13 protein-coding genes are annotated in these 13,496 nt (G+C 39.7%); all 13 read right to left on the reverse strand.

Annotation, left to right across the window (positions count from 1 at the left end):
- Nucleotides 1-75: 75 nt before the first annotated feature.
- Entirely contained in the window at nucleotides 76-1,275 is a 1,200-nt protein-coding gene (locus tag HMPREF0670_RS07140; protein ID WP_009230478.1) for a glycosyltransferase family 4 protein, read from the reverse strand.
- A 96-nt stretch (nucleotides 1,276-1,371) separates the two neighbouring features.
- Entirely contained in the window at nucleotides 1,372-2,442 is a 1,071-nt protein-coding gene (locus HMPREF0670_RS07145; protein ID WP_009230479.1) for a glycosyltransferase, read from the reverse strand.
- Between the two features lie 12 nt (nucleotides 2,443-2,454).
- On the reverse strand, nucleotides 2,455-3,324 hold the full coding sequence (locus tag HMPREF0670_RS07150; RefSeq protein ID WP_009230480.1) for a glycosyltransferase family 2 protein: 870 nt from the start codon (nucleotides 3,322-3,324) through the stop codon (nucleotides 2,455-2,457).
- A 13-nt stretch (nucleotides 3,325-3,337) separates the two neighbouring features.
- Entirely contained in the window at nucleotides 3,338-4,414 is a 1,077-nt protein-coding gene (locus tag HMPREF0670_RS07155; protein ID WP_232213881.1) for an acyltransferase family protein, read from the reverse strand.
- The gene (locus tag HMPREF0670_RS07160; RefSeq protein ID WP_009230482.1) at nucleotides 4,383-5,537 is read right to left on the reverse strand and encodes an EpsG family protein; all 1,155 of its coding nucleotides are present in this window, start codon (nucleotides 5,535-5,537) and stop codon (nucleotides 4,383-4,385) included. Before HMPREF0670_RS07160 ends, HMPREF0670_RS07155 begins: the two co-directional genes overlap by 32 nt.
- A 7-nt stretch (nucleotides 5,538-5,544) precedes the next feature.
- Nucleotides 5,545-6,741 carry a glycosyltransferase gene (locus HMPREF0670_RS07165; protein ID WP_009230483.1) on the reverse strand — a complete coding sequence of 399 codons (1,197 nt, stop codon included), beginning with the start codon at nucleotides 6,739-6,741 and terminating at the stop codon, nucleotides 5,545-5,547.
- Nucleotides 6,742-6,750: 9 nt separating this feature from the next.
- Nucleotides 6,751-7,593, reverse strand: a complete 843-nt coding sequence (locus HMPREF0670_RS07170) for a glycosyltransferase family 2 protein (RefSeq protein ID WP_009230484.1) — start codon at nucleotides 7,591-7,593, stop codon at nucleotides 6,751-6,753.
- A gap of 9 nt (nucleotides 7,594-7,602) precedes the next feature.
- Nucleotides 7,603-8,601 carry an acyltransferase family protein gene (locus HMPREF0670_RS07175; RefSeq protein ID WP_009230485.1) on the reverse strand — a complete coding sequence of 333 codons (999 nt, stop codon included), beginning with the start codon at nucleotides 8,599-8,601 and terminating at the stop codon, nucleotides 7,603-7,605.
- Nucleotides 8,602-8,616: 15 nt separating this feature from the next.
- Nucleotides 8,617-9,873 (reverse strand): lipopolysaccharide biosynthesis protein, encoded by a 1,257-nt coding sequence (locus tag HMPREF0670_RS07180; protein WP_009230486.1) that lies wholly within the window; start codon nucleotides 9,871-9,873, stop codon nucleotides 8,617-8,619.
- On the reverse strand, nucleotides 9,870-10,766 hold the full coding sequence (locus tag HMPREF0670_RS07185; protein ID WP_009230487.1) for a hypothetical protein: 897 nt from the start codon (nucleotides 10,764-10,766) through the stop codon (nucleotides 9,870-9,872). The genes HMPREF0670_RS07180 and HMPREF0670_RS07185 overlap by 4 nt, the downstream gene beginning before the upstream one ends.
- A 35-nt stretch (nucleotides 10,767-10,801) precedes the next feature.
- Nucleotides 10,802-11,950, reverse strand: coding sequence for a UDP-N-acetylglucosamine 2-epimerase (gene neuC, locus HMPREF0670_RS07190; protein ID WP_009230488.1), 1,149 nt, complete (start codon nucleotides 11,948-11,950; stop codon nucleotides 10,802-10,804).
- Nucleotides 11,951-11,989: 39 nt separating this feature from the next.
- The gene (locus tag HMPREF0670_RS07195; RefSeq protein WP_009230489.1) at nucleotides 11,990-12,706 is read right to left on the reverse strand and encodes a cytidylyltransferase domain-containing protein; all 717 of its coding nucleotides are present in this window, start codon (nucleotides 12,704-12,706) and stop codon (nucleotides 11,990-11,992) included.
- A gap of 1 nt (nucleotide 12,707) precedes the next feature.
- The coding region (locus tag HMPREF0670_RS07200; protein WP_157579603.1) for an N-acetylneuraminate synthase family protein at nucleotides 12,708-13,496 on the reverse strand (789 nt) is incomplete at its 5' end.

The raw sequence follows: 13,496 nt of genomic DNA on the forward strand, positions 1-13,496 counted from the left end.
TGTCCGCGTTAAGGTATGTTACTTAGAGATACTAATCTTATTTACGATAAACAATAGGCACCATGCGACAGGTTCTTATCTGTTCTTTTTCGTCTGCTCCAATGCTTGATACTCTGCAAGCAAGGCTTGCCACACTTTCTCCTGCTCGTACCTTTGTTGTATCATCGGCCGTGCCATGACAGCCATCTTGGCAACCGCACCGCGCTCTTTCAAGAAAACTTCTATTGCTGCCAGCAATGCCGTTTCGTCTTTTGGGGGAATTATCTTGCCATTGGTACCATCAACAACAATTTCATTACATCCATTAATGTCGGTAACAATAGAAGGTAGTCCCATAGCACCTGCCTGCATCACCACATTGGGGAATCCTTCCCGGTAACTGGGGAACACAAGCGTATCGGCGGCCAACAGGTAAGGACGCACATCGGTTTGATAACCCACATACTTAACGCTTGGCGCTGTTTTGAAGAACTCTTCGTTCCCATCGTTCAAAGGGTCGAGTTCGGTTTCGAAAGTACCAACCAAGATGAGTTTACACTGAGGCTGATCGGTTTGAAGCTTGCGCATACAAGCGGCCAACTCGTTCATTCCCTTGTCTCCCACGATACGCCCAACGAAGACGAAAGCGAAATCATCGGCAGACAAGCCCAACGGCGCACGAATAGCTGCTCGCTTGTTGGCAACTTCTGCTTGGGTGGGCTGTTCTTTATCTACGCGCGCCACACTTTCGGCAGAGAAATATTCAGTGTCAATGCCGTTGATGTTGCCGTTAAGCACCACTTTCAATGGTTTCTTCGTAATATGGTCGTGCTCCAATGCCATTTTCACGCCATTGCCTTCGGGAATTACCTTTGTTGCACAAAAGCAGGTGATGCGCTCCATCGTCATCAATATTATACGGAGCATGCCTTGCGCGCCTTGATAGCGCAAACCCGTAACAGTATAAATGCGATGGGGCACGCGCGTAAGCTTGCCTGCCATCATGGCCAGCAAACTTCCCTTAGGCGTGTTGGCATGTACGATGAATGGGCGTTCGCGCTTAAATATCTTACATAAGTCCCACAAACTTTTCAAATCTGCCCATAGTGAAATCTCTCGATGCATGGGCACTTCAACCACTCGCACGCCTTCTCTTTTCCCCACCTCCTTCAACCGGCCAGTGTTGTTAGATAAACCTACTACTTCATAATGTTGGTTCATGAAATGTAGCTGCCCCTTAATGAGCGTGTCGAGGCTGATATCTGAGGTTGTTACCCTGATTAGTTTCTTCTTCATTATAATTTATAGACTATGGAACGTCTGACACTATCTATCGTTTGCTCTTGCCTTGCAGAGATTTTTGCCATGTAGCTCTCTTGACGTGTAACATGCCTATGGAACCAAGTCCTTATATACCGACTCGTAGCCCTCCACCATCTTATTAATGTCGAACATCATGGCCCGTTGGTAGCACTTGTCGGCTATCTGGTCATAATACGCCTTGTCGTCATGCAACTGACGAATGATGGCCGCCAAAGCCTCGGCATCGCCATGCGGGAACAACACGCCATAACCCTTTGTCACCTCGCGCAATCCGTCTACATCACTCGCAACAAACGGACGTCCCGACGACATGCCTTCGATATTTGAGAGGGAAAGGCCTTCATAATGAGACGACATACAAACCATATCAGCCGTATGGAGAACATTTGCCACATCGGTTCTGTTACCCCAGAACTTCACACGTTGTTGCAATCCCTTTGTTTCGACATAGTTACGCACATCGTCAAGGCATTCTCCTTGTCCCACAAGCCATAATTCGTACTCATCGCCAGGTAACAAGTTCATCGCATCAATAAGTGTTTTCTGGTCTTTTTGCTTTCTGAATGCGGCTACCATCACCACGACGAACTTCTCTTTTTTAAAGTCGTCAAGTGGTTTTGCATTATAAAAAGCGGCCACATCCACACCATTATATATGGTGGTAATAGACGCTTTGTCTTTCCCTAAATACTTCTTCAAGTTCTCTTCCGCTTGGTCGGATATACATATAATCTTGCGATACCTATTATACATCCATTTGTCAACAGGTTTCCATAGCGGATTGTTTCTCCTCCTGTTGGTTGTGTTGTGTTCTGTTGTTACGACAATCCTTTTGCAACACGAATTTGCCAAGGCTACAAAAAATTGCGGTGAGGTGTTATGCGAGTGTACTACATCATAGTTTTTTATTATTTTCCGTAACTTAAATACATAACTAAGACTATAAACAGAACCGCCATTAGATAGGCAGTACACCTTACAACCCGTTTCTCTAAGCCGTTGCATAAAGGGAGTATCGGTGCCATCGAACACCACAACGTCTACAATGTGTCCGCGTGTCCTTAAAATCCGAGTTATGTCTACAACCAATTTCTCGGCCCCGCCTGTATGCAGGGAAGTGATAACTTGAAGAATGCGCATGTATATATCTTTCTATTTGTTCTTGCGAATGTCCTTCATGTGCATCAGCCAACCTAAAGGACACACACTCTTCCATATCCATCCTATTTTGGCAACGTTTTTCTTCCCTTTACAACAGAACCTAAATCGCCAATAGTTTGTTGCAGCCTTTACCTTCTCTTTAAAAGGAAGTTTAAGCGATACCATTTCCGCATAACAAGTTGTGCTGGCGATGGGGCTTTTCATCCGTATCTCTACAATTCGCGCGGTAAGTCCTTCTGGTTGATATTCTGCAACATAAATCGCTTCATTAAAATACCGCAACTTATACTTGCGGGCAATCCTGTTCCATACCAATACTTCTGGACAAAACTTCTCACCCTCTATTTCGGGGAAAGGGAACTCACGCATCACGTCTGTTCGGAATACCTCAGACAGGTCGCCCGCCACATGATACTTACTCCTTATGTCTATCGAATTACAGTCTATAACAGGTGCAGGCAATCCAGAACCAACAATACGGCCATCGGGATAAGCATCAACGCCGGCCACTCCGCCAAAATCTCTGTCGTCTTTTATCTGTTCATATACCTCGGCTACTCGCTTTAAGGCATCTGGTGGCAAGATGTCGTCACTATCAACAATAAAAAACAATTCTCCCTTTGCATGCTTAACGCCTTCGTTGATGGCCCGATGTTTCCCACCATTGCGTTTGAATACATACTTGATTGGGACAACGCCCTCCTCAACAAACTTCACCACCACATCGTGCGTGCTGTCTGTTGAACCGTCGTCGACTATTAGCCATTCGAAGTCTTTGAAAGACTGTTCTTGTAAGGAGGTGAAAAGCCGTGAAAGAAGTTGTTCCCTATTATAGGTGGGAGTGAAAACAGTTATAAGCATTCTCTATGAACTTTTATTTCCCTGCAATCTTCGTCCAAGCATATATCCTAACTTTATCAATCAATACAGAAAGAAAGAAGATCGCCAATATAGTACATGCAACAGCGAAAATGAACACCATGGAGTTCTGCTCATCAAACAGGAACTTTATCCATCGCCCATAATATGACCTTAAAATAAATTCATTCGCATGTGTTAAATACACTGCGAAACAAGATATTGCCAACCAATTAATAAACTTACTCTTAAGCTTGAACTGTGAAAAAGCAAACACTAATAATAAAGATTGGCATATCACTAATGGATTTGTGTAAGTAAAGATTCTACCAAATACCATAAGGTTTATTCGTGCTAAGAAAAAAGCGAGTGAGGCATTAATGAAAGTTATGCCCCAAAAAATGGATATATATATTTTTCCACTATACTTAGATGTATCACAACCATAGCACCTTAGATAACGTACCAACAAATACAAGCCCATAAACGATAAGGCAGAATATCCCCCCTCCAATTCTGTAACTCCCTTTATGCTAAGCCAGCCATAAATAGTTTGAAACAAGAAAAAAACAATTAAGACAGATTTAACTATTTGTTTACTTTCTTCTCGTTCAACTAGTATATTGAGAAACGGTGCAAAGAGAAAAAGAAGTAAATATGATTTTACGAACCAATAATCTTCACCATTCAGGATAAAGAGTCGAGATAGAGAACGGACATTTAAATAGTCAGCAGGATGAATAATTACAAGACACACATAAATCAGGAAGGAAAAGAAAAACACTTGGAAAAGGAAATTTCCAAGTCGCCTTATACTAAACCGGATACCATACCATCCCGATAAAAGCACAAACACATTCACACAGACTACAGAAACTGATTGCGTTAATAGTCTCATAAATACGGAAACAGGTGCTTGCAAGGATTCTGCCTGTGTGGGTAAACCTAATGAAAGAAAACCTGCATGCACTAGTAGAACCAAGAACATGGCAATACAGCGCAACAGTTCCATATTAGAATCTCGTTCTTTCAGTTGCATTTTTGTATCAATTATCTGTTCTTTATCTATAGAACTTATTGGTGTCATATCCATTATCATATTCCCATTTTTCATGAACCCAATCTCCTTCCCTTACACCATTTGTGAAAAACGACTTATATGGGTAAAGCGTTCCTAACGGTCCCCACGCAAAAAGAAGAATTCTTAAATAGAGGAAACAGGAGAATACTGCAAGAACAAGATACTGACCTGTAATGCGTTTTACATTTGGAACAAGGAAGGATAGGGTAGAAATAAGCCCAATAAGATAATACCACCCCAATCTTCCCCCATTGAGCGATCTCGAAAAGATAAGCAAAACAGCACAAAACGACAAGGCCATGTTTAACAAAACAATCCTTGCTGGTGTTTTGGGTATCTTCTCATAATTGCGGAATATGAAATATAAGAAGAAAAACGCCTCAAGAATATACTCAACCTTAAACCCAACTTCATTTTCCGCATAACTTTGTCCTCGGCCTTCCATTTCCGACACAGAGCCATAAATTTCAAATATTGACGACGGAATACCTGTGATGCCAATAATAAAGCAGAATACCATAAGCAAAATTACCGTTCTTTTAGGATACTGTTTTACAGGGAAGAAATAAACAGGGAAAAGTATGATGGCTGAATTATGTATCAGCGTTGCTAAAAGGACGACGACTAAAAACTTCCAAAACTTCTTCTTATAAACATACTCAATGGAAAGCCATCCTACTCCAACGCCGATCAGCTGTCTCAGATACGTAAATGTGAAAAAGAAGATTAGCCCCATAAACAATACCAATGCAAAAGGGTAATTGTCTACATATCGTTTAAAAGAAATAAACAGTAAGGCATAGATGACAATCGTTAAGAGCAAGATAAAAATGTATCTATTTGCCGTAATATACGAAATAGCAACATTAAGCCAACTAAAGCCAAACTCCGAAGGATACAACTCGAAGATATATGCGGTTTTGACGTCTCCACCAGTTCGTTGCACATCTGCAACCTCATCAAAGAGTTCAGCATATATATACCGGTCGTAACCACCTAACATGTCAGAAAAGCCTACAAATAAAGCAAGCGCGGCCAACCAACAAGCAAGGTATGCAGTAGACTTCGTACTTCCTTGCTTCAGTAAGAAAGCACAAGCTAAAGCTAAAACCAAAATAAAAATATATACGTACACCTTGTTACTATTTAAACAAATCCATCAATTGCGCAGATATGCGCTTTCTGCCATGCTCAACAAAAATTGCCTCACGTCCTTTTTCTGCCATCACTTCATACTTCTCAACATGATGGGGAATATCCGTTAAAGCAGCCAACAGTTCTTCGTTAGAATGATATTCCACACAAGAGACACCATTCTCTACCGCAATATTTTCCAAGGCAAACGACGTTCCAACCACCAACAACCCATTAGACAACGCATCAAGCACCTTACCCTTAGTGCCAGTGCCAATGGCTATTGGCGTGAATTGCACATCATGCTTACGAACCTCTTCTATGTAATCCGGCGCGAACGTTATTTGAGCCACATCGTAACCTGCATCTTTCAACCGTACCACTGTACTTTCCCAACCACGCCCTAAAAACGTTATCTCGTAATGGTTTTTCAGCTTGTCCGCCTTGTGAAACATCATATCAAATGCTTCTTCGGCAGCTTCTTGCATGTAAAGGTTGTTCTGACCGGCAACAAGAAGTCGTATCTTAGGTTTCGAGAAAGCGATTTGCTTTTGAGGTTCGGCCACATTATAATGGGGATGTCGTAAAAAATGGGCCTGGATGCCAGGATTAACGTTACGCAAAGATTCCGCATCAGCCTCGCCCACCAGGTGGTATTTCACCATTGCCGAATTCTCGTATGCTCCTTCCATACGCAAATACTTAGGATACATCACCATGTTACGCATGAACATCATCCTGTTCTTAAAAACAAAGCGCCTGCCCAACATACGATAATAATATAGCGACTCGCAATCGGGAAGAGTATGCACACGCTTAAACCCAGCAAATTGTTTCGTCACTCGCGAAATGTCTTGTCCATAAGCCCAAATTCCATCAGGCTGCAAGCCCTTTATCTCTTCTACAACCTTTGACGAGAGGCGCATATAATTAAACAAAGGGTATTTAAGCAAAACACGTATAAATAGCAGATGCAGACGAAGCACCCACGATTGCCATGTTGGACGTGGCAACTGCTTAATCGTCACATTCAGTTCCTCTTCCACTTCTTTTATTTTTGTGTCAGATAGCTGATTGCCATTAAAGCTGTATATGATAACATTCACTCCTGCCGGCCTATGTACCATCAGGTGGTAGGGCAAGGCAGAAGTACCACGTACGTTTTCAGAGGCAGGAGTAACCTGAGTTATTAATACTATTAACATATCTATGGATTATTTAAACGTATACAGCAACTTAACAAAATCTCTTGCCTCCTTATTTCTTAAGGATGGTAAGTAATGGATTGTATACAAAGCGGCAAAAAAAGCTCTTGCAAATAGATAATTGTACCAAGTGCAATGCTTATGCAACACATAAAAATGGCTTTTCATCTTTATTGCTAACTTTGAAAAGGACTCATTCATACTTTGTCCTTCAAGATGAATAATCTGGGGACTATTAATCAGCATCCTTTTGTAGCCGAAACTCCGCATACGGAGTTGCAATTCACTCTCTTCACCATAGAGAAATATGTTTTCATCAAAACTCCCTGCTTCGTTAATTGCCTCACGAGGGAAAAACATGTCTGCACCGCAAACACACTCAACCTCCGTGTCTGTGAAATCAGGCTCATAGGAAGGCTTGCAGAACAAGCCATTAATTAGACCACACATCGTAAGTTTAGGAAAGAAATGAAAAGAGCCGCGATAACTCCCATCATCCCCTTGTAAATAACATCCATAAATACATCTTTGATTATGGGTTTCAGAATATTCAAAGAATTCTTTTATCGCATTGTTTAGAAGTATTGTATCAGAGTTTAATAAAAACAAATACTTACCACGCGCAATTTCCATTCCCCGATTATTACCATAACCAAAACCACCATTTTTATCAGAATAGACATATCTGATGCGTCGATCATCCTGAAATTCTTCTTTTGACCCATCCGACGAAGCATTGTCGACAAGAATAATTTCATAGTCAACTCCTGACGTCTTGTCTATAATACTCTGAATACAATCTGCTGTTAGTTTTTTTGTATTGTAATTAACTATAATTACCGAAACATCCATTTTTAGAAACTAAAACTTACCTAGCACCCACTTAAAGTACTTGGTGTTGAGAACTACATTTACAATTGTGCAAAAAACAAGGGTTGAAATCACCAACGCCACCCCAGTAGCATACCCCATAGTACCCTTATGAATAACTCCAGACAAATGAGGCAACAATTTCAACAAGAAATACATATGGAAAAGATAAATCGTCAAAGTCTCTCTACCAATATACTCCAGCACTCTATTCTTAGATATCCATTGCGATACTAAAAAACAAAGTAACGTACCTGATATCGCTAACGTCAAAATAACAGGAATTTCCAAAACTTCAACTGACACATGAAGTGTTATAAACGGTTCTTCCTTTCCTTGTATATAATACAATAAGATTATTACTGGGTAAACTGCCCCAATCAAGACAAGACTCCTAACCCTAAGTAACAAACCCTGATGCTTGCAAATCATCTGCCCAACCCAAAAAAATAAAACAAGCGACAAGGTGTTTTCAATATACCAAACATTGGGGACGCCCATACTATGAAGCATGACTCCTACAATCATAAATAAAAGAGAAAGCGACCCCAATAAAGTCATAGAGTTGCAAATACGTTTCAAACCAAAATATATAATTTTTCCAAAGAAAAGTGATGTTAGAAACCAAAAACCGCCAGAAATAAAGAACGTTCTAACTGCATCAACATAAACCAAAACGTCTGTATTTCGACTTAAAAGATAAGAACTAACAGGTGTGCCAACCACTATCAAAAAATTTGGAATCATCAGCAGCTTAAAGTTCTTATAGACAAATTGCCAAAATGAAGTTGCGCTAAATGTGCTGCAGAAACCTGTTATGACAAAAAAGGTAGGCATAAAATAAGCCTTGAACAATGGTCTCAGATTATACATCCATCCTAGCCCACCTACCCCATTCTGCTCGGCGAAGACGGGAATATGATACACTATTACGCTGATTATCAACAAGCATTTTGCAACATCAAGCCAATGCACTCGCTCTTTCTCCATAGTATTAAACCTGTTCTAAATGATTTTATATAACTTGCGTGAATACGCATATACCAGTAATGCCTCAACAAAAGAGGACAACATGCTAATATATGCGGTATACAACACTGAATATCTTGTAAGGAACAAAGACAAAGTTAAATGTAAAAGTGATACACCCACAGTCATATACATCAGTTCCTTTGTCTTCTTGAAGTAAAAAAGGAAATTGCAGAACTGCAAATAAACACATTGAAAGAAACAACTCATACAGAGAGGAAACAGATATATCGTTGAGCCTTGGTACTTAGGAAAAACGAACGGAATAAGGAAAAGACACAGTGCATAAAGCAGAAGAGTGAACCCCAAATAAAACCCCAACATATAGACCGTTTGCTTTCTCAGCTTAGCCTTTACATCAACTTGGCCTAACGACAGCAACTTGAAGATGTATACTGAATTGGATTTGTTGAAAGCCGACCCAACAGAATATATAATAAACGCAAAGTTGATGGCAAAACTAAACAAGCCCACAGATGACGAGGTGAAGTGCGAATTAATTATATAGCGGTCCATCCCTTGCCTAAGGAATCCATTACAACTATGGGGAATTAATGGAACACCATACGATAACGTTTCTTTACAAATTTCTTTGGTTGGTTTCGCTGTGGTTAAGTACTTCTTTCTTATAAGCAGATATACACCAATAAGTAAAAACGATGTGGAGGCTATTATATTTGCTTCAACACGCCCATACCAATCTTGCCTTAATACGATAACGAAAAACAAGGATGCACAGATGTTCAAAAGAGTCGATACTACTGTGAAAGCACCATACTTAATAGGCTTTTCTTCCAGCCTATATATGTCTAGCAGGAGGTTGTATATAACTGCTGTAGAACACAGATATATACACCACATCTGCATTGGTAACGTTATCCCAGCTACACTTCTAACAAATGGATGAAAAAAAGACACAGCAGCTAATAAAACAGCAGAAACTACTAGCGTAGTTATCAGCACAAAGTTAATATACTTTGAAAGAACCTCGCGCGTTACTTTAAAATACTTGATGCTGACAATTCCTGATGTACATAAGCAAATTACAAACGATACGACACTCACACTTGTATAAAACAAGTTCAAGTCACCATAGGAAGCAGGAAGGATGTACCAAGACAGAACAATTAACAGGAAAAAATTAAGACCTTGATTAAGGAAAGAAAAAAACGCGAAAATTCCTCCATCCCTTACCGTCTTATTATGCAATAATTTGTCGAGTAACTTAATCATCGTGAACTCTCCAACATCTTTTCAAAGGTTTCTCGTTCGTATGCGTCAATATAAGAGCCTTTTGTGCGGTTTATAATCCGCACATCTCCTAGATAATCAACAAAACGTCTCAAATCCAAATGGCTCGTAAAGGTTTCCAACTGAGAGGCCAAGAAGTCTACAAGTTTTATTGGTTTCCCCTCGTAGTCGCGCCATACATGTTCAACATCACCATAATAGTGGCGATTCATCAAAACAACCTCATTCTGGTCGTTCACTCTTATATCCTTCATCCACGAATGCTCAAGACCCAATAAGTTTATCTCCTTATAACCATTCAAAATGGATGCAAATATAGCACCGACACTCACGTTCGTGGCATTCGGTGAAACCCAACCTTTCTTATAAAGCCAAAGTTTCAATTTATTTGCCATTCGTAACTCTGGCCGCCACACATTATTGCTGTACCTGCGAACCTTAACAAAAGGGTTTCTCTCAAAGGTACGTTTCATAGAGGTCGGGAAATTAAAAGGTATGCATATTGTTATATCCCAATCTATCTTTTGTATGTTATCCCAACATTCCTTTATACCTTCTTTCTCAGGTTGTTGCCAAAACATCATATCCACAATAACATACATCTTCGGCTTAACCCTAAAAAAGATGTCCGTATTAACACTTAGATTAACCGCACAGAAATCGAAATCATTAAGTGCTTCTAAATGCTCTTCAATTTGATTAAATGTAGGACCATTCCCAAGCAAACATAAGCGTTTAGGCTGCACCTTATTATCAAACTCACACTTAAAATGTTGAAACTGAAGCTGATAAAAAAGCGGTCTTCCCAACAAACTAAGATAATCGGAGAAGAAAGCAAGAACAAGATGAACAATATGCCGAAATTTCTGTATCATAAACTGCTATTGGATGAAATTATCCTCTCTATACGCTATCGTAAATCGTAAAACCTTTTATATTTTGTACTTGTCAACTTGCCCAAAATAGTGATCGTTGTCTTATAATATAGCAAGGCAGAATTCTCTTTCAAGTAAGGATTAATGATTTTCTCCTGCGCATTATTCATAGCCTTATCAACACCTGCAATTATATCGTCCTTATTACAACGCACATCAATAATGCTATTGCCTTTAACACGGCCCGTCTGTCGATCACCGATGTTTACCGTCATTGTGCTAAGTGATGGAACTTCAATAATACCGCTACTAGAGTTACCTATCAATGCTATGGATTTCTTAACCAGATAATGGTATGCGTCAGGATGAAGATTTTCATAATAGTGAGTATGTTCATGCTCTTTACAGAAGGCTTGCACATTCTCCCTTATCACATCGGATTTAGTATCAGCATTTGAACCAATAAAACAAAATTCAAAATCGGGCAAGAACCCCTCAATCGCACTTAAAAGTTGATTTACTTGGACTAGCGGAGACTGTGAGTTTAAAGTCTCGGGGTGAAATAGTATCGTAAAACATCTCTTGTCTGGCAATTGCTTTATTTCAACATTAACATTACTTTCATCTATAGAAAGACAATTCTCTGCCCCTAATGCGCCGAGGTTAAATACTGTTGAGGGATCTTCTCCCATCTGTATCACTCTTTTTCGGTATTCGTCAGTAGATGTGAAATGGTACTGGCTCATCTTTGTAATACTATGCCGTATAAACTCATCGTAATTGCTGAGAGTAATTTCACCACCATGAAGATGCAGGATTGGTAAGTGTTGCATTGCAGCAGCTATAGCAATGGAGTAGACTTCATATCTGTCACCAAGTATAATTACCAAATCATATTTGTTTTCCTCAAAGTGCTTTCCAAACTCATCAAGCACAACAGCCATGACGGACGTCGTGTCGCACAATCTATCTACCTTTAACGAGACAGGACATTCAAAACCTATTTTAAATCCATCGTCTTCAATAAGAGTCTTAGCCTTACCATATTTTTCATCCAACAAAGCTCCTGTAACTAAAATTGATAAGTCAATACTTTCATCTTGATTTAGTAGGTTAAGATAACATCTTACTATCCCATAATCAGCTCTCGAACCTGTAACAAAACAAACTTTATACTTATGCATACTTTATTTGCTGTAAAACAACCCTATTAAAATGTTTATCTATTTCACCAAACCCAATCGGCAGTAAGGCTCTCCCCCCTTCATCCTTTTTTTCATTAGTATCTGTGCCAATTCATAATCAATCACATGGTCAACATCTACCGAGTCTATGTCATTCATAACATACGACAAAGCCCGAGCACCAAAAAAATGCTTTTGCTTAAGGTAGGGTTTTATCTTTCCGATGAAGATTGCCCCATTGGGTGAAAAATAAGAGTAAGTTTGGCGACAGTAATTGGAAAAGTCTCGATCAAAATTTTTAAGACTCTCATCTCCGTCAATCATGTTTACCAATTCTTTGGTAAATTCAGACTTCTTCATGGACACAAGGAAGTCGAACGAGTCGTAGCTCGCCTCAAATTTTGCAATAGCCTCTTGTATATGAGTAGACGTACGTAATGGTGATGTTGGTTGAAGCAAGACAAAATAATCATAACAAGTTTCAACCTTGTTCAACACGTCTTCAATAACCATAAAAGAAGTAGACTGATCGTTAGCAAGCTGCTCACCCCTTAATATAACCTCAGCACCATACGATGTCGCAATATCTGCATAATGAACTGAATCTGTCGAAACAATGACCCTATCAAATAATCCACTATTTTTTGCCGCAGCAATTGAATAAGCAATCATCGGCTTACCACATAAGTCTATAATATTCTTATCTTTTAGACCTTTGCTACCAGCTCGTGCGGGTATTATTGCTAATCTCTTCATCTTATATTTCAATAAGTTGATCTTCTGTAAAGTCCTTAATCGCTTTTGTTCCTAGTACGTCATACCATTTCATTGGGCTTATTCCATTACCAGGACGTTTACATGTTATATTGGTCGCTGTTAGTACTTCCCCCTTCTTTATGCCTATTCTTGCAACTATAGACTTGCGCGCAATGTTTATATTCCGTCGTTCTGACTCAGTTACACGTTTTCCTTCTCCGCCTGCAATAACCTCGATTCTTCTTACGGATTCACATAAAAGGGCCAATTCCTCTGGCGTTGCAGATGCTTTGTGGTCGGGGCCTTCAAGACTTTTATCTAAAGTAAAATGCTTCTCAATAAGAACAATATTCTTCATGCATGCGCCAATTGCTGCAACGGAACCCACAGAATGATCTGAAAAGCCTATTCTAAAGCCAGGGAACTCTTGATGTAATGTATCAATAGCACTCAGATTAACATCCACATCAGGTGTTGGGTACTCCGTATTACAATGTAGGATTGTAATTCTTTCTTTGATTTCATCTTTTAGCAAAACATCTACCGCCTGATGGATTTCGTCTACGGTCGACATACCAGTCGACAGAATTATCTGCTTATCTGCAATTCTTATCTTTGCAATCCTTTCAAGATAAGGCAAATTAGTTATTTCGCCCGAAGGAATTTTCCAAATCGACTGGCCACTTTGTTCTAATAAGTCTATGGACTCCATATCAAAAGCGGTAGAGAAAACGTCTAACCCTAAGCTCAAAGCATAGTCACGCAATCGCTCATATTCCACAAAGGAGAG

The sequence above is a fragment of the Prevotella sp. oral taxon 317 str. F0108 genome (assembly GCF_000162415.1).
GTDB classification, from domain to species: domain Bacteria; phylum Bacteroidota; class Bacteroidia; order Bacteroidales; family Bacteroidaceae; genus Prevotella; species Prevotella conceptionensis.

What these genes read in the sequence shown, in the direction of transcription:
- HMPREF0670_RS07140 (WP_009230478.1), bottom strand. Translation starts at nt 1,275, where the DNA reads ATGAAGAAGAAACTAATCAGGGTAACAACCTCAGATATCAGCCTCGAC.
- HMPREF0670_RS07145 (WP_009230479.1), bottom strand. Translation starts at nt 2,442, where the DNA reads ATGCGCATTCTTCAAGTTATCACTTCCCTGCATACAGGCGGGGCCGAG.
- HMPREF0670_RS07150 (WP_009230480.1), bottom strand. Translation starts at nt 3,324, where the DNA reads ATGCTTATAACTGTTTTCACTCCCACCTATAATAGGGAACAACTTCTT.
- HMPREF0670_RS07155 (WP_232213881.1), bottom strand. Translation starts at nt 4,414, where the DNA reads ATGGATATGACACCAATAAGTTCTATAGATAAAGAACAGATAATTGAT.
- HMPREF0670_RS07165 (WP_009230483.1), bottom strand. Translation starts at nt 6,741, where the DNA reads ATGTTAATAGTATTAATAACTCAGGTTACTCCTGCCTCTGAAAACGTA.
- HMPREF0670_RS07170 (WP_009230484.1), bottom strand. Translation starts at nt 7,593, where the DNA reads ATGGATGTTTCGGTAATTATAGTTAATTACAATACAAAAAAACTAACA.
- HMPREF0670_RS07175 (WP_009230485.1), bottom strand. Translation starts at nt 8,601, where the DNA reads ATGGAGAAAGAGCGAGTGCATTGGCTTGATGTTGCAAAATGCTTGTTG.
- HMPREF0670_RS07180 (WP_009230486.1), bottom strand. Translation starts at nt 9,873, where the DNA reads ATGATTAAGTTACTCGACAAATTATTGCATAATAAGACGGTAAGGGAT.
- HMPREF0670_RS07185 (WP_009230487.1), bottom strand. Translation starts at nt 10,766, where the DNA reads ATGATACAGAAATTTCGGCATATTGTTCATCTTGTTCTTGCTTTCTTC.
- neuC (WP_009230488.1), bottom strand. Translation starts at nt 11,950, where the DNA reads ATGCATAAGTATAAAGTTTGTTTTGTTACAGGTTCGAGAGCTGATTAT.
- HMPREF0670_RS07195 (WP_009230489.1), bottom strand. Translation starts at nt 12,706, where the DNA reads ATGAAGAGATTAGCAATAATACCCGCACGAGCTGGTAGCAAAGGTCTA.